Source organism: Nostoc sp. UHCC 0252 (assembly GCF_034931145.1).
Lineage (GTDB): Bacteria > Cyanobacteriota > Cyanobacteriia > Cyanobacteriales > Nostocaceae > Nostoc.
The window spans coordinates 1-16,618 of record NZ_JAYGHE010000057.1 but is presented as its reverse complement, the minus strand read 5'-3'; the positions used below and the strand labels follow the sequence as shown (position 1 = coordinate 16,618).

At 39.3% G+C, this 16,618-nt stretch carries 15 protein-coding genes; 10 read left to right on the top strand and 5 right to left on the bottom strand.

What is annotated here, in order from left to right:
* Nucleotides 1–13 precede the first annotated feature (13 nt).
* Both VB732_RS25640 and VB732_RS25635 read left to right on the top strand, forming a co-directional pair.
* Nucleotides 14–5,209 carry a hypothetical protein gene (locus VB732_RS25640; RefSeq protein ID WP_323233708.1) on the top strand — a complete coding sequence of 1,732 codons (5,196 nt, stop codon included), beginning with the start codon at nucleotides 14–16 and terminating at the stop codon, nucleotides 5,207–5,209.
* A gap of 82 nt (nucleotides 5,210–5,291) precedes the next feature.
* A complete protein-coding gene (locus VB732_RS25635; protein ID WP_323233707.1) occupies nucleotides 5,292–5,921 on the top strand; it encodes a Uma2 family endonuclease in 630 nt (209 codons plus the stop codon).
* A gap of 303 nt (nucleotides 5,922–6,224) precedes the next feature.
* Here VB732_RS25635 and VB732_RS25630 read toward each other — a convergent pair whose 3' ends face one another.
* Nucleotides 6,225–6,515: a hypothetical protein gene (locus VB732_RS25630; RefSeq protein ID WP_323233706.1), complete on the bottom strand. Its 291-nt coding sequence runs from the start codon at nucleotides 6,513–6,515 to the stop codon at nucleotides 6,225–6,227.
* 10 nt (nucleotides 6,516–6,525) lie between these two features.
* On the bottom strand, nucleotides 6,526–7,485 hold the full coding sequence (locus VB732_RS25625) for a ParM/StbA family protein (protein ID WP_323233705.1): 960 nt from the start codon (nucleotides 7,483–7,485) through the stop codon (nucleotides 6,526–6,528).
* A 563-nt stretch (nucleotides 7,486–8,048) separates the two neighbouring features.
* Here VB732_RS25625 and VB732_RS25620 point away from each other — a divergent pair.
* Together VB732_RS25620 and VB732_RS25615 are read left to right on the top strand one after the other, a co-directional pair.
* The gene (locus VB732_RS25620; protein WP_323233704.1) at nucleotides 8,049–8,237 is read left to right on the top strand and encodes a hypothetical protein; all 189 of its coding nucleotides are present in this window, start codon (nucleotides 8,049–8,051) and stop codon (nucleotides 8,235–8,237) included.
* Between the two features lie 29 nt (nucleotides 8,238–8,266).
* Nucleotides 8,267–8,812 (top strand): sigma-70 domain-containing protein, encoded by a 546-nt coding sequence (locus tag VB732_RS25615; protein ID WP_323233703.1) that lies wholly within the window; start codon nucleotides 8,267–8,269, stop codon nucleotides 8,810–8,812.
* Between the two features lie 189 nt (nucleotides 8,813–9,001).
* On the opposite strand, the gene VB732_RS25610 is transcribed toward VB732_RS25615, so the two are convergent.
* The gene (locus VB732_RS25610; RefSeq protein WP_323233702.1) at nucleotides 9,002–9,193 is read right to left on the bottom strand and encodes a hypothetical protein; all 192 of its coding nucleotides are present in this window, start codon (nucleotides 9,191–9,193) and stop codon (nucleotides 9,002–9,004) included.
* 270 nt (nucleotides 9,194–9,463) lie between these two features.
* On the opposite strand from VB732_RS25610, the gene VB732_RS25605 reads away from it, so the two are divergent.
* Entirely contained in the window at nucleotides 9,464–10,276 is an 813-nt protein-coding gene (locus VB732_RS25605) for a ParA family protein (RefSeq protein WP_094333474.1), read from the top strand.
* Nucleotides 10,277–10,278: 2 nt separating this feature from the next.
* Nucleotides 10,279–11,415 carry a ParB/RepB/Spo0J family partition protein gene (locus VB732_RS25600; protein ID WP_323233701.1) on the top strand — a complete coding sequence of 379 codons (1,137 nt, stop codon included), beginning with the start codon at nucleotides 10,279–10,281 and terminating at the stop codon, nucleotides 11,413–11,415.
* A 122-nt stretch (nucleotides 11,416–11,537) separates the two neighbouring features.
* Here the strand turns inward: VB732_RS25600 and VB732_RS25595 are convergent, their stop codons facing one another.
* A complete protein-coding gene (locus tag VB732_RS25595; protein ID WP_193919668.1) occupies nucleotides 11,538–11,735 on the bottom strand; it encodes a DUF2811 domain-containing protein in 198 nt (65 codons plus the stop codon).
* Between the two features lie 519 nt (nucleotides 11,736–12,254).
* On the opposite strand from VB732_RS25595, the gene VB732_RS25590 reads away from it, so the two are divergent.
* The 4 genes from VB732_RS25590 to VB732_RS25575 all read left to right on the top strand — a co-directional run bounded on the left by VB732_RS25590 (nucleotide 12,255) and on the right by VB732_RS25575 (nucleotide 14,974).
* Nucleotides 12,255–12,671 (top strand): hypothetical protein, encoded by a 417-nt coding sequence (locus tag VB732_RS25590; RefSeq protein WP_323233700.1) that lies wholly within the window; start codon nucleotides 12,255–12,257, stop codon nucleotides 12,669–12,671.
* Nucleotides 12,672–12,887: 216 nt separating this feature from the next.
* Entirely contained in the window at nucleotides 12,888–13,049 is a 162-nt protein-coding gene (locus VB732_RS25585; RefSeq protein ID WP_323233699.1) for a hypothetical protein, read from the top strand.
* A 92-nt stretch (nucleotides 13,050–13,141) separates the two neighbouring features.
* A complete protein-coding gene (locus VB732_RS25580; RefSeq protein ID WP_323233698.1) occupies nucleotides 13,142–13,822 on the top strand; it encodes a uracil-DNA glycosylase in 681 nt (226 codons plus the stop codon).
* Between the two features lie 33 nt (nucleotides 13,823–13,855).
* A complete protein-coding gene (locus tag VB732_RS25575) occupies nucleotides 13,856–14,974 on the top strand; it encodes a hypothetical protein (protein ID WP_323233697.1) in 1,119 nt (372 codons plus the stop codon).
* A gap of 260 nt (nucleotides 14,975–15,234) precedes the next feature.
* On the opposite strand, the gene VB732_RS25570 is transcribed toward VB732_RS25575, so the two are convergent.
* Nucleotides 15,235–16,618 (bottom strand): strawberry notch C-terminal domain-containing protein (locus VB732_RS25570; RefSeq protein ID WP_323233696.1); only part of this gene is annotated, 1,384 nt, incomplete at its 5' end.

The window sequence follows — 16,618 nt, the reverse complement described above, 5'->3', positions numbered from 1 at the left end:
AATTTTAAATCTTATGACTCTGGAATTGAAACATTTCGATCCTCGTCTAAATCAGTGGATCTATACAGATGATAGCAAAACTGACTCTCAATTAATTTTAACTGAAAAGCTCAGTAATACTTTACTAGAATTTTACTTTCCTAACAAAGAATTTTCCTTTGGACACTCAGATGAATACAGCACAGATGAAGAGTTAAAGAATCATCCAGATGGACAGATTTTATTACTGTCTTCTAAGACTCGTTTACTTTATGGAGATAAAGAATGTTTAGAAACGATTCAAAAAGTTTGTCCAGATAGTAAAGACCGGGGTGCTTATGGTTCCATCTTCCTTGGGGCTTGTAAAAATGCGATTCACGAAAAGCTAAATATTCTGGTAGTAGATGATTCTACTGATAACAGAGGTGAGAATGGAGGAATATTATCAAATGATTTAGCATATAAATTAGTTGGGGACTGTTATGGACAAATTTCAACACAACTCCATGACAAACTAACCTTAAGAGAATCCCAAGCAGACAAAAGCTATCGTGTAATTCAGCATCGATTTGGTTGGGTGGATGGAGTTGGAGAAGATACTACTAAATACCGTTTTGGCAAAGGAACACTCCGACCATACAGACTGGATAGGATAAAATATGCAAATCCAAATAACAAACCAAAAATAGACGTAATTCTCCCTGTGAGCAGTTTTAAGGGAACAGACAAGGATAGACCTAAAGGCCCTACTAAACCTCAAATTCAACCAGGATTATATCAGCAAAATATTTGGTTAGCCGAAAAAGGGCAATCTCAACGAGGACAGATGTCTATCTCCCAACTGCTGGCATCTTTCCCCCAAGGAATTAAAGATTTTGCCGAAGAACTAGAGTTACTTGCTCAAAGATTAGCCTCTATTGAAGATGATCCAAGAATTGTTGCTGCTTACTATTGTGAAAGATATGAAAAGCGTAAAGAGTCATTGAGCCAAAATAAATTAAAAACATCAGACATTATCAATCAAGAAACAGATGTTAAAAACTTAGGGACAAATGATGACTTAGATGCAGATGAGGAATTAGATGACGAGAGTACTAAAGATGACTTGTTCATGTACAAGCTCATCAAAGCTGACTTGTTGGGTCATCAGCAGTTATTAGAAACAGAAAAAGTTAAACAAGAATTGAGTCGGTTTGTACAGAGCCAATGGCGAGATATCGCTTTAGGGAAAACGCTTACTTTTGACCGAGGGATGATTATTCCATCCAAAGATTTAAAAAATGGTGAAATTTGTGTTTCATGGGAAAAGAATGAAGAGAAAATTCTTAACTTCCGTTCTCCTTTTCTGAATTCTAACGGATTGTGTGTGTCTGCTAACAAGCACGTTAAAGATCGACTCGGGCCAGATGGTAAAGACCTCAAAGGTGTAATTGTAGTTAATGACGAAGACCACAAGCGTATACAAGCCAGAATTACAGAGTTAGAAGCACTCTTGGTTGATGTTGATTTTATTGACCCAGCAGAAACCGAATCAGAACGCCAAGCACGAGACTACGATGGTGACTGCATTGGTGTAGCAAGAGCTAGCTTATATCCTAATCTGACAGCAGAGGCAGAGCGAAGAAATCTTCCCCAGAACGCCTATTCGCCCACGGTTAAGCTCAAAAAACAATCATTTTATTTGGAAGATGGAACCCAACCCCCATTTGAAAAAATCGCTATCCACATGAGCGATAGCATCAGCGTGGGCATAATCAACAATCAAGTTACTGCACTGGAAGCATTAGAATCAGAAATCGAGGTACTTAAAACTTACGGTACTTTTGAGCAGAAATCAAATTATTTAGACCAAGTTTCTAACCATTACGAAACCCTGTTTAAGCAAGAACGCCAGAAAGATCCAAAGTTAATTCGAGAAGAATACAAGCCTTATATGCAAGGGGTTGTTGAAATTGCTCATTCTCAAAGAACTCCCGAAATTATCCAGCAAGCAATGGACATTAACCGTCAAATGTACCGGAGCATGATTGAAGAAGGATGTTATCAAAACCAAATAGCGGTTGATTTATTCAAAAGTGCTAAAAAACCTGAGATGGATAAAATCCGGGAAAACAGCCGCTACTTGTATCGTGATGTTAATTATATTAAAGATAAGAAATTAAAAACAGTTTATTTAAGTACAGAGATAACACCAAAAGGTTACTCACCAGTAGAATTATTAATTAGCCAAACCAATAAATATTTCCAAGAATCACAGTTAGAATCGCGTCCGATCGTCCAGTTTAAAGACTTATTCAAAGGAGTAGAATTTACACCACAGCAAAAATTTGCAGCAGTTGCCGCCAAGTACGAGTTTGATCGGAAATTCAACGCTGCGGTTCGTGCCTCAAGGCGGCGAGAAACAGAGTCTGGCCCTAGCGCAATTGTTCAAACAGATTCAGGAACGCAACTCGAAATTACCAACCTCACCCGCTACGGGCATCCCCTAATCTGGAAAGCCCAGACACTTAATATTCGCCTAGATGAGATTAAATTCACAAACAGTGAACGCCCCCATAAGTTATTAGCAGTTGCACAGATAGATGGTGAGATAGGGGAAAATGGAAAACCCGCATACCGCAACCTGGGGACAGTTAGCCAACAATCGGTAAGTGACCACAACCTCAAACCGGGGATGACTACGCAGGGAGCTAAAGTAATAGAATTTAAACCAGAACTTACTAGAAGCCAAATTAAACTACTCTTTGCCCTAGCGCAAGAGATGGCTCTTGTATTTTACGCCTCTATCCCAGAGTCAGAAAAACTTGCATCTGCCGCTGCCACTTGGGACATCTGTGCATCACGCCAGGATGATCTTGAAGTTGCAAGAAAAGAGAGTAGTGAGTCATCAAACATTGATAAAAAAGTCTCTAATTTTGCTTTCACTGCTTTCCCAACTAAGATTATTTCTCGCTTAGATAAATTGCAATTTACTGAACCGAAGTTAGTCACACTTTTGAATGAAGCGAATCAATTTTTGGGTCGAGATTGGAATCCCACCGAAAAACACCCGATAGAAATCAGAGCCTCTCACCACCCAGTTGGGCATGAGCGCCATGTTTCCAGATTGTTATTTGTCCAGGATAGTGACGGCGAATACAAGGAATTCGCCATGTTAGGAACCAGAACCGCACAGCTTCCCATTGGTACGAAAGCGCAAGCTAGTTTCGTTGGGGTAGAACCTGCTACTGCCAAAGCAACTATTGGACTGCCAGGGTTTGACGCGGTTGAAATTACTATCCGCGAACTCAAGAACTTCTCTTATGCAGGACTTGTTTTTAACGCCGAACCCGTAAACTTAGAATTTGGCACTGTGTCGGTGGCTGACAAAACAGTAAAAATCAAACTTGATGGCAAAACCCTGGGTGAGTTAGACAGTGATTCTGGCCAACAGTTAAAAGAAATTAATTATCTCAAAAATGGTAATCCCCTAAAATTAAAGCTCAAGTCAATTTCTGAAACTGGAGATCAAGCTTTTGTGCTGGGTGAGTCTCCCAATGGGAATCTCCTCAAAATTAATAAAATTAACTTTTATGATTTTTCTGGTCAGACATTCAATGATCAAGATTACCGAAAACTGACTATCGAAACGCCACCTTTAAAAACTAGAGATGCAGTATTTCTCAATGGTGAACCCTTGGGAGTATTGCACTTTAAAAAAGACAAAGACGCGCTCAGACAGCTTGGACTACTCAAAACCGGACAACTTACACCCGCCGACGCTATTATTGAAAGTAATTTTTCTGTGATTTGCGCTCAAATTGACCCTAATACCGTTGAATATCCCCAGAAATGGACGAAGGAATTTCAGGCTTTTGGGACTCAATCAGTTAATTTTGAACAACAAGAGATGATTGAGAGTAGTGCTAAAATTCTCCATCATATTAAAGAGCGTCCTACTTTCTTATTTTCTATAGAATCAAACAAAAAACTTGGAGTCATGGGCTTGGCTGTTGACAACCAGAAAGCTGAGACTGTGACTAAATGGTTAACTGCTCAAAAAGTTGAATGGGAGCAAGTACCAACAGAAGATGTTATCAGGGAAACTAAAAAAGGTCTAGCAGTATTTCACTTAGTCAGCAGTTCAATTCCCCCTAAAACTTTGGAGAACATGACCAATAAATTTGGGGCAATTATTGAATCGGATGGTGACTATCAACAAAGAGTTAACTCCTTTGCCACACGACCACAGTTTTTGAAACCTCCATCTCAATCAGCATTGTCCCCGCCTCAACAAAGCGCTCAATTCCACCCAAACCAAGAGGTTCAAAATCTCGCCGTTGCCTCTTTTGTCATCAAAGGCAAACCGATTCCGATGAACTACCCTTTAATGATGCATGGTGAGCCGAACCCACTACCTGTAAATACTTGCATTGATGCCATGCGCGGATATGGCAGAACTCACACTACTAGAGCTAAAGAGCCTTACAAACAGTATGGGTTTAAGGAAGGGGATATAGCTCTAGCTACAGGCATCGGTAAACAAGTCGCCTTTCGAGTCGGTCAACAGTATCAAATCACACCTGAAATGATTGCTGACCCTGTTTATCAACAGCAATGGGCTGATATGGAAAAGCACTCACCCAAGGCATTACCAGAACTGTTCACGGGCAAAGGGCAGGTCTGGGGGCTACATCTTGAACCCTTGGGGGATTATGTGGAGGGTTTTTTAGTCCCGTTTCCTGAACCACAAAATAGAGCCGCACCCAACCAAACAGTCCAAACTCAATCAGTTACTATTGATGACTTGAGAAATTGGTATAATGCCGCAGATAAGTTAGGGAAGTCGGAAAATTACAAAAAACGCATTGTAGAAGTGGCCAATCAGTTTAAAGCTGGTGAGCAATTATCAGCCGAAGCGTTGACAGTAATGAATAAAGATAAATTTGAACTTGAAGCCATCAGTCGGTTGACTCAAATTGCTCAAAGGATTGGCATGGTTTTGGGACAATCTCGGCAAGATGGTTTCACTGAAGTTAAAGGCAAGGTTTATGACCTCAGCTTTAACACTGAGCGCAAAGATTTGACTATCCAACAGAAAAATGGAGATGTAGTTTTAGGTGTTCAATCAGGCAAAGTGCATACCTCACGAGTCACGCCTGAAATTATAAAAACTTTTGAAGGAGCTAACTCTCTTCTTGACAAGACTTACTCTTCTTATCAAGCCCAGTCAAGAGAAATTCATAGATAATATAGGAGCAACGCGATTTTGTGAGAATTATGCGTTCTAGGCAGTTCTTACAGTAGGAGTAAAAATAAATCCAGTAACTTTTATGAGTCAAACACAATCGGAACTAAAGCTACTGACCTTCGATGAATTTATCGAATGGTATCCAGAAAACTCAGAAGTACGTTATGAATTACATGATGGGGTGATTGTGGAGATGCCAAAGCCTAAAGGGGAGCATTCTGATTTGGCTGGTTTTTTGATTGAAGAATTACTGATCACAATTAGAGAGATGGGTAAGCGCGGTATCTGGACTATACCGAAAGAATCCATTATTAAACCATACCGAGACAAATCAGGGTACGAACCGGATATTATTGTTTTAAATCAAGAAACTATTGATACTGAAACGCGCTGGAAGAAAGAATCAGTTATCCATAATGCTAGTTCGGTCAAACTAATAGTTGAAGTAGTGTCAACCAACTGGCAGGATGATTATTACGATAAGCTTCGTGACTATGAAGCTATGGGTATACCTGAATATTGGATTGTGGATTATGCAGCTTTGGGTGGACGTGTATTTATTGGTAGTCCCAAAGTTCCGACTATTTTTGTCTGTGAACTTATTGATGGCGAATATCAAATGACACCCTTTAGAGAAACAAACCTTATAGTGTCTCCTACTTTTTTGCAGTTTAATCTAACCGCACAACAAGTTTTTGACTCGGTGATTTAAACTTTTTAGAGTTCAAAAAATTGTCAATGAAAGATTTTTAAACCTTACAGCGCTTTCGGCTATTATGCAATATAGTTTTCTCCTTGCCCCTCTCCCAATACTTGTCGGGTTTTGGGGGAAAGGGGAAGGGGAAAAAGGAAATAAAAAACCTTTAACCCAAACCCAGTAACCTTTTCCCCAAACCAAATTCTGAGTTGAAAATGCAAAACCCGATAGGAATTTACGCAAAACAAGTGTAAATTCCACTTACCACCCTTAAAGCTAATTCCCCATCTTTAGCGTGTTGCCAACTTCCTGTGACGGTTACAAATCAAAATCAAGGCTGAATGTTTCTCCTGAAGAATCTTCTTCTTTCTCCTCTGGAAATGGAGTTTGAGTCCAAGACGTGAGTTGGTTTGATTCAGTATTAATAGGTGAGTCAGGTAAAAGTTGTGCAGGTAATCCAGCCTTGATAAAAACAAAATAGCAATCAACTATAAAGTAAAGCGTGTCCAGGTAACTTTTATCTAGTTTTTGCGATTCTGCAAATATGCGCTCTCGGTAATTATCTTTGAGGCGAACTTTTTCCGGTGCTAAGTCTTTTTTATCTACCATTGTTATAACTTTACTTAAAAGATGTAGTAGTTGGGTTCTTACTGTTAATGGTTTTTGCCATCTCTAAAAGCCCAGAGACATTGGCTTCTACCGGATTTTCGAGGATTTTGAAGCCGTTTTTCTCCAGCAGCTTCTTAAATCCTGGTAAGAGGCAACCTCCACCAATCGCCCAGATTTCATCCCCTTGGTGCTTGGCATCAAGTGTCAGATTCACCACTTTCTTCAAGTATTTTTCATACCAATCTTTCAAAGAAGCACTGTATATATCTTTGATATCGATGTCACGGCTGTACTTGGTATGTCCCATCTCTAGACAAAATCGGATTTTGGATGGATCTCCGATTTTTCCGCCATTTAGATGTTTCATTTTTTGGGAGATATCATCGATGAGAACTTCTACACCGATGGGGTAAGCAGTGTGAACTTCTCGTTGACCCCGGTTGTAACGAGAATATAGGGTTGTTCCATTACCAAAGTCTAAAATGGTTAATTTTTTGGGTAGTGGATGCCCAAATAATGCACCCATACCCTCTAGTACAACTTTTAGCACTTCTACTTTCACGTCTGATTGTTTGCCAGCAAGTATTGGCTGATATTCTCCATTGAGTACTTTTTGCAATTCTTCAGCCAGACCAACATCATGTAAGCTGACGACTAATTTTAAGTGCCAGGCCCTACGGTGTGGGAGATGTGCCAATGCACCTAATAAAGTCAACAACGCATTATTGACTTTATTTTCATTATTGTCTGTGTTTCGGTCAAAATAATTTCCTGTACGGTAAGCTGACTCTCCAACTGTGTAAGCAGTACCGTTGAAAACTACACGTCCGGGTACGTCTTCCATCTCGGCATTGGTTATATAGCTGGGGACACGAACTACTTCAAAGCCATCGACTAAAAGTTTGAGACTTCCGTAACCGTTATCGAAACCCGCCGGAAAAATTTTTTGTAACGTGTGAATGTTTGACATAAATACAAAAGTAATACACTTTGATTTGTGAAAATTATCTGTTCAAGCGATCTGCAAGAGCAAGAGAAAGGAGAATAAAATAACTTCACCCTTCTTTCCTAATCTCAAGAGCTTATCATAACCACTTGGGGGCTAAATGGGGTACAAAATGTTAATCAGTCAAATATACCCCATTTAGCACCTATATATACCCTATATAGGTGTCAAAATGTTACCAAAGTCTTAATCTATTGTTGGGGTATATATAGCCCCTATATAGCCCCCAAAAAGAATTTTTGAAATTTCTTTTATCAACGGAGCAGAAATTAATTTAGATCATCGTTGACTGTTTAATTTATACTCTACTGTCAAGGTCTAAATTAGCTTTACGCAAGATGGCGAGCTTTGGCTCTGATACAATTGGAATTTATCTACGAGAAATTGGTCGTATCGATAGGCTATTAACTGAGACTTGAAATTTTTTATGCAGGACTTGTAAGGTCTATGCTGGCACTTGAGCAGCAAAAAATCTTCTCGTGCAACGGCTAAAGCGTTCTCCAAATGGGTCTGAACTCTCTGCCAAGGTGAATAAGACAGAAGCAGAATTAACCCAAATCCTTGAACAAGTCCAACTTGCAAAACATTTAATGGTTACTGCCAATCTCCGAATAATGGTTGCAGTCGCTAAAAAGTATCGTTGGAGTAATCTAGAATTTTTGGATCTGATTCAAGAGGGAGCTATCGGTTTACTTTCATGCGGTAGAAAAATTTGAGCCGAATCGGGGGTATAAATTCTCTACTTATGCAAAAGGCGTGGATTCGGCAAGCAATTACCAGAGCAGTTGCAGAACAATCTCACACTATTCGCCTATGCCATGACTTTACCAAAAGATTGATGCAAATCAAAAAAGCACACATTGAACTTTTTCAAACCTTGGGAATAACACCCACTATTATAGAAATCGCTGAAGCTGTTGATGCATCACCTAAACAAGTTTCCGAATGCCTAAACGCATTTCGTCCGTTAGTTTCTTTGGAGTTAGGAATTGGAGAGGAGCAAGAAAACCAACTGCAAGAGATATTACCCGATGAAAGAATCTCCGCACAAGAGTATGTTGCTCTAGAATCTCTCCGGTTAGATTTACAGGATTTATTAGCTACCTTGAAACCAAATCAACGCCAAGTCTTAATGTTACAGTTTGGGTTGTCGGGCGAGAACAAGTTGACTGCAAAACAGGTTGCACAAAGACTTCATCTCAGTCATTCCAAGGTACGCTCTGCTTATGGGCAGGATATCAAAGCTTTACGACGTGAGCAAGACAAAATCAAAGATTATTTGGCTAGTTGAAAACTGTTTATGTCCAAGGTGAAGGTATCGCTCTTGTTGAAAGTACTTCTCTTGCTTGCAGTCTAATCGCTGTTTGCTCACAGTTGGGGTACTTAACCTTAATCTAGATGATTGAAGGTCGCCCATTATTTTCTCCAACTACAGGTTCACTTATAAATTTGCAAAGTATTCCTGTTGCAGTTCTTGTACTCAAAATATAATCCGCCTTGCTGGTTTGTTGCAGTTTAGAAATCTCACATACTGAAACCGCTTGAAATATTCTGAGTTTTCAACACGGTGTTTAGAAGCTTGCTGCGCTTTGGGCGACTGTGCAGACTCATGAGTAGCACTGCGATCGCTGCGAAGAATAATGTTAATCGCTTCCTGTGCATTTCGGGTCAACTCTATTGACCATCAGTTACATTTAGAAACTCTGCCTCTAACTGATTAGCATCAGGGGTCTGTTTTAGTTTTGAACTTGGGTGTTTGAGCTTTGATTGTTGTTTGGGTGGAGTTTGCTAGATTTCATGATGTCTGCCATAAAACCTTCTTTAATAAACTATCTTGAATGGAAGACACAGTAAAAAAGACAAGTAATTAGTTGGATCATATATTGATATATGATCTCAGCGTCACAATATATGATTCGGAAATAGCACTTAAAGCGAAGCCATGCAAATTCGATTAGCTGTAATTAGCAATGCTGGAGGCAGTGGTAAGACTACACTTTCAGTTCATTTAGCTTACGACTTAGCAAAACGCAAGTACAATGTAGCCCTACTAGACCTAGATCCACAAGGCTCATTAACGTTATTCTGTGGTTTGAATCCACCAGAACCAGAACAGACTTTAGCAGGAGTTCTCAAAGATCAATTTGACGGTGTTTGGCCATTAACTCCTTGCTGGAGCCAATACACGAATAATGTTGTCGTATGTCAAGGGGGAATGGTATTAACCCAAACAGCAGATGAACTTGTTCTACACAAAAGAGGAGCCTACCTTTTAGCCGACTGTTTAACAGATTATCCACTAGCACAGGACGTAGTTATTTTTGATTGCCCTGCAACCCTTGGCCCTTTACCTTTAATGGCTCTAGCCGCTTGTACACATATTATTATCCCCGTACAGCTAGAACCCAAATCAATTCAAGGTGCAGCACATTTATTGGAATGGTACTACTATCATTGCAAACACTTACGTTTAAACCCAACTCCAGAAATTTTAGGATTTGTTCCCAATCAATATGATGTTCGCAGAAGTACTCATAGACAAATGCTAGCAGGATTGCCTGAACAGTTGCAACAGATGAAGATTCGAGCATTTCCGGCAATCCGGGATAGCGCAGAATTTGTCAATGCCAGTGGTCAAGGTTTACCATTGCATCTTTACCGTCCTAGTCATCCTGCTAAAGATGATTTTAAAGAAACTACTTCTCATATTGTGACTTTAATTGGAAAACCTAAGACAAATAAAAAGACAAAATAATTATGTGCGCTCGTAACACTCCTAATCTTACAAATTATTTTTCAGGTGCGAAGCAATCTCAGCAATTATCTGAAGCAGAGGAAGAAATACAGCAATTAAGAGCAGAGATTGAAGAACTTCGTGACAAAAATTCTGGCGAGTTGGAAAGACAATTGGAAGAGTTGCGAACACAACTTCAGTCACAATTAGGTATTTTGTCAATTTCTATCGAGCAAATAGAGCCAAATATAGAACAACCTAGACAAACATTTTTAACTGAAAGTCTTGAATCTATGTCTCGCTCTTTAACTAGTGATGGACAGTTACAACCAGTTATTCTGATTCAAAGGGAGAATCATCTATTAATATTTGACGGAGAGCGACGCTGGCGCAGTGCTAAAGCTTTAGGTTGGCAAACCTTGTCAGCAGTTATTATTCCAGAACCAACTGGTTTACATCGTAAAGCATTACTAACTTCTCTACATCGAGAAGACCTTAATCCTTTAGATAAAGCCGAGGCGATCGCGCGCGAATTGTCTACGATTACTGGATTAGAACTTCAAGATATTCCGCGTATTCTTTCAACAGTAGTTCGACGTTTGAATAGTCAAAAGCGTATAACATCGCTGGTGGATTTAATAACAGCAGATGCAAAAAAACAAGAAAAAGAACTAGAATCTTTAGATTTAAGCGACTCAGAACGAGCAATCTTAAGTCTATTGTTAGATTTACAACTAAATCCTGCTTCTATCGATGCCAATATTTTTCCGATGCTATCTTTAGCAGAAGACCTGAAACTTGCCATAAGAGCAGGACTTAAAGGTGTTCATGCAATGGCTCTACAAAAACTTTCCGCAAAAAATTTGGGATTGACTGAACAAAAAGCAAAATCTATTAGGGAAGAGACTACGCACAAAGTAATAGTAGAAAAGTTGTCTGTTGTTGCTACTCGAAAATTAGTAGCTGAAGTGATAGCATCTGAGTCCGAGGTAGCAGTAACCAAAAATACGAAGAAAAAAGCAGTATCCCAAGCATCTAATCGTTTGCAAAAACTCTCTTTAGAGTTGCTCAAGCAAGCTAACCCTGCTGAATTAATAGAATTACAGGAAGTCTTACGTCACAAATTAGTAGAAATTGAAAAAGTACTAAAACAAAATTAAAGATCGGTCGCTACCCTCTGCTAACTAATTTGCATTTTGAATTCAAAAAGGTCAGAAGGAGATGACTTATGGAATATCGGCGTTAGGTAAACACGGCTATTCGTGTCTTCTAGGGAATAACATTAGCCACGACGAAACAGAGTTTCGAGATAAACTTGGGAAACACCGCGATCCCCATCAGCATTTTGCAGCAGAAACAGGGAGATGGCTGCGGTAATAAGGCGATGTTCATCCCAATCAGGATGTTTTTCTAAGTAGGTATTGAGAGATTGATGTAGCGTTTCGGGAAGATTAGTAAAGATATTTTGGGTTGAATTCATATAATAAAAGCTTCAGAAAAAGCAAATCAATAGGGACAAGAAGCTAGAGGTGATACAGTGCAAGTACAGTTTCACCCATTCAATGCTAGCCGAACCACTGGCACTAACAACTGAATAGTTTTATACAGTTGATGCTCAAAATGGAACAGGCGGCAAAGGCTAGTGGATTTATTTTGTGCTGATTGGCTCAGTTTGTCAATGTTGCAAAATGTTAAAAAGAAATATAGAAAAAATAAATAATTACGTGAAAGCTAGGGTTAGAAGTAGGTTTTGTTTACGTTGCGTAATAATAACTCAGTAAAGCAGACTGATTGCTACAGACATGACAAAATACCCATTGGGTGAACAGAAGCCGATTATCTTGTAAAACAACTGTGGAAAACAGCAGAAATAGCTGTAGAAAGTCTGTGGAATCTGGCAGGAAAGGTAGAGGTAATGATAAGAATTGCAAAAAGTTCAGATTTGTAATCTCTGCCGTTGCAGTGTAATATCGGCCTCAGTATTCCCAAGGAGCTAATCATGAGAGGATGGGTAAACGATCCACATTCAGGAGGGGTAAAAATCCCGGAGCAGGTCAAACAGAGAACAAAGCACCGGATATTAACTTATGCAGAGCAGCATTATGCAGGAAAATACATACGTATTGAAGTCCGTTTTAAGGGATATTTCTGTTACATAGATGCTTATAAAGAACCATTTTTACCAGACAATGATGACCTATCAATGTTTAAAATAACACGCTCTGAATATATAGAGAGAGCCAAAAATACACCAATTCATCTGTGTCGATTGCGGTACAAAGGGAATGAAGAGAAATGGACAAAGGCTTTTTATACCTATAGTAATGAAAAGTACGAACCTAGCGTATTTAACAATGGTACTTTTTATGGGACACCAGAAGAGGCATTTCAAAGTTCAGCATTGTATTTAGATTAATCAAATTTTGACAGATTTAATGATTTTTGAGATAGAAATATAAAATTGTTTGGCTGATAAAAAAGTAACAATATCGCTCAAGATGTCTGAATATTATACGTTTCAACCTTTACCGCTAATTAATCCTAGCTTGGATAGTAGTGAAAGTCACTACTAGAATTACCCTAATATCGAGGAAGTAATTAGTTGTAAAAGTGCTTTAGCGCTGATGATAATTTGCAAAGGCGATTTCATAAATCTCATCTAGGGTTGGCAATTATACAACTAAAAATAGTTGGTGCTGATGTTGGTACTGGTGGTACATCCTTTAGAGATTATCTAGCTAAATACGATCGGAAAGAAGCGCATCTGTTTCCAGGTTTAGAAGATATTCTCTAATTGCATCAGAGTGTTAGTTATTTGTGAAAAACACGGAATTGTTGAGGTTACAAGATGTAGGATAATATGTCTGGACGCTAAATAATCATCGAATGATAAATTTGCAATTTCCTAATGATTGGCAGAAAGTAGTAGCTGAAGAATTTAAACAACCTTACTTTACTAAACTTCAAGAGTTCCTAATAAGTGAAAGGTTATCTTATACTATCTATCCAGCTAAAGAAGAGACATTTTCTGCTTTTGAACTGACACCTTACGACCAAGTAAAAGTCGTATTGCTGGGACAAGATCCATATCACAATGAAAACCAAGCACATGGTTTATGTTTTTCAGTAAGACCAGGGGTAAAACCACCTCCATCACTTCGCAACATATTTAAAGAACTTAAACAAGATATTGGATTTGAAACCCCAAATAATGGCTATCTTGTAACATGGGCTAAACAGGGCATACTGATGTTAAATACAGGACTAAGTGTCAGAGCAGGCATGGCAAATTCCCATAAAAACAAGGGTTGGGAAACTTTTACAGATGTGGTAATTAGTAAAATTAGCGAGAAACCTGCACCTGTGATCTTTGTGCTGTGGGGTAAGGATGCACAAAAGAAACTAAAGCTGATAGATACCAATAAAAATATCATAATTCAATCAGCACATCCTTCACCACTTTCTGCTCACAATGGTTTTTTTGGTAGTAAGCCATTTTCAGCTATTAATTCTGCATTAATTTCTTATGGACAACCAGAAATTAATTGGCAAATACCAAATATTTAAAAATTAAATACTTTATTAAAGATAAAGAAAACTATGAGCGAGTACCAGTATTACGAATTCCAGGCATTAGACCGACCATTAACTACATCAGAACAAGCATATATAAGTAGTCTATCTAGTCGAGTACAACTGAGTGCAACAAACGCAATTTTTACCTACAGCTATGGAGACTTTCGAGGTGAACCCAAGGAAGTTTTAGAAAAGTGTTTCGACATCATGTTATACATGGCGAATTGGGGGACGCGACAATTAATGTTTCGTTTCCCTAAAACTGTGGTTGCTTCATCAGTTTTTGAGCCTTATTGTGTAGCTGATAAAATTACTGTATCAAGGAGCAAAAACTATGTAATTGTGGATATTAGTATCCAGGACGAAGAATATGGAGATTGGATAGAAGGGGAGGGATGGCTAGCACAATTAGTGCAGTTGCGTGATGATATTTTGCAAGGAGATTATCGAGTTTTATACCTGGCTTGGTTAAAAGCAGCTTCAATAGCAATTGAAGAAGGGGAAGATGAAGAAGATTTAGTTGAACCACCTGTCCCAGCAAACTTGAAAAAACTACCTGCTGCAATTGAGACTTTTACGGAGTTATTTGATATTGACCAGGATTTAATTGCATCGGCATCTCAAGTAAGTATTGATAAAAAAGAAAATACTGAACCCATAAAAGAGTGGATTACAGCTTTGTCATCAGAGGAAAAAGACTATTTTCTTTTGAAAGTAGCAACAGGTGAAATTAATGTTGGAATACAACTTGTAAACCGACTGCGAGAACTATTTAAAATTCCCAAAAGTGATAGCAATCATGATACTCATAGACGCTCATTTTCTCAGTTACTAGAAAATGCTAATGAGCAAATGCAACAGCGTCAGCAACGAGAGAAATTAGCAGTACAACAGGAAAAAATCCGTAAGTTAGAAGTTCTAGCTAAAAATCAAGATAAAGTATGGTCAGATATATATAAATTACTTGAATTCAAGCAATCCAAAACTTATGACCAAGCAGTTGCACATCTAGTTGACTTACGGGAACTGGCTGAATATCAAGGAAAGCTAGAGGAGTTCAAAGCTTCTATTAAGCAGATGCAAAAAAATTATAGCACCCGGACTGGATTGCTATCGCGCCTGAAAAAAGTTGGATTATTGTAAATTCTCTAAGTGTACAATTTTTCTTTTCTGACATGGTGATGCTGATTACCATTTTATATTCATGGTATGAAGCCCCTATTTTTAAATAGGTCGAATAAAAAAAGAAGATTTTTAAGGCACGTAGTGCGATAACTTAGCAGTGTCCATATTTGAAACAAGAGCTTTTAAGTTACTTATTCCCTTTCCCATTTCCCTTTCTTCACACTCTTGTTTGAGCGAAAAATAAGCTGATGTATCTAATAAATACATCAGCTTTTGACTTATCCCAAGATTTCAATTACAGCCGCTAGAATAGCTGGCGCTTTGTCTGAAACTGGAATGAATATCCGCTTTTGCCAGTTGATGATCTCGGTGAAGCAACCTACAGCTAAGAGTCGCTCTGCCAGTGAGATAGCATTGACCAGTTCTATGCGAGGTTCATTAGCAACGAAAGACCGCCGCAGCGTAATTCCTCCTGGTAGTTGCTGTGTATATCTCTCGTTGAGTACCAGCTTCACAAGTTCTTCTGGAGAAAGCAGCTGGTTTCTGAGTCCAAGTTGTTCGCGCACGGTTTGAATGTCGTGAGCATTCACCACCCGACCGAGAATCTTTTGTCCATCGCTGGTTTGCAACCGGAATACTCGGCTATTGTGCTGCGGCAAGATTTTCCAAATGGGCAACAAAATACCAGTGACTAAGTGCAGGTAATCGGTAGTGAACTTGGGCAGTGCGTTTACTTCAGTAGACCAAGCAGCAGTAAACGCATCAATAGAAACTTGCCCCCATGTGGAAGATTCCAAGTCTTGGACTGGTACGCGAGTTTCTTTCTGTGGACGAATCAGCAAAACTCTTGGTACAACACCACCATCAGCGTCGTAGATACTATGTGTCGGAATTGACACAGCAGCATTGCCTGACTGGGAGTTGATCATGAGCTTTCCTTGATATTGAGTGGCAAACTCCAACATCTCAATAGCCGTTTTGATGTTATTCTTCTGGTTGCGTTCGACTTTCAAGTAATTGGTGACGCTACCAGTTTGAGCATGAGTATATACAGCTTCCTGGCTCAATACAGTAAAGCGTTCAGCCCGTAAAGTCTCCACCCCCATTTCATAGACACCAGCAGCGATCGCTGTTTCAATCTGCTGACTTAGCAACAACTCAAAACGCTCGAAAATGATGTTTTGCATATCAATGCGTAAAGCCAGCAGTCGGTTAAGGAATTGCCGCAATGGGGGCAAGTCGATTTTCATGCCGCCTTCATGAGAGGTTAAGCTAAGTCCAGTCATTTGCTCGAACTTTCCTAAAGGCACTTCATAAAATCGACCTTGGTATATTTGTCGGAATAACTCATACAGGGCGTGTTCTGCATAATTTGACTCCAGATTATCTTTAGCTTCAAATATCCCATTGCCACCCGTCTGCCGTTGACCACGAGTAAGAGCGCCCAAGCTGTCCAGCCTTCGGGCAATGGTTGAGATAAAGCGGCGTTCACCTATGACGTTAGTGGTAACAGGTCTGAACACGGGTGCTGATGCTTGGTTTGTGCGATGCGATCGCCCCAACCCCTGGATTGCGTTGTCTGCTCTCCAGCCGGCTTCTAAAAGATAGTGCGATCGCCGTCTCCTATTCACAGCGTTGAGGTCAGCGTGATAGCTGCGACCT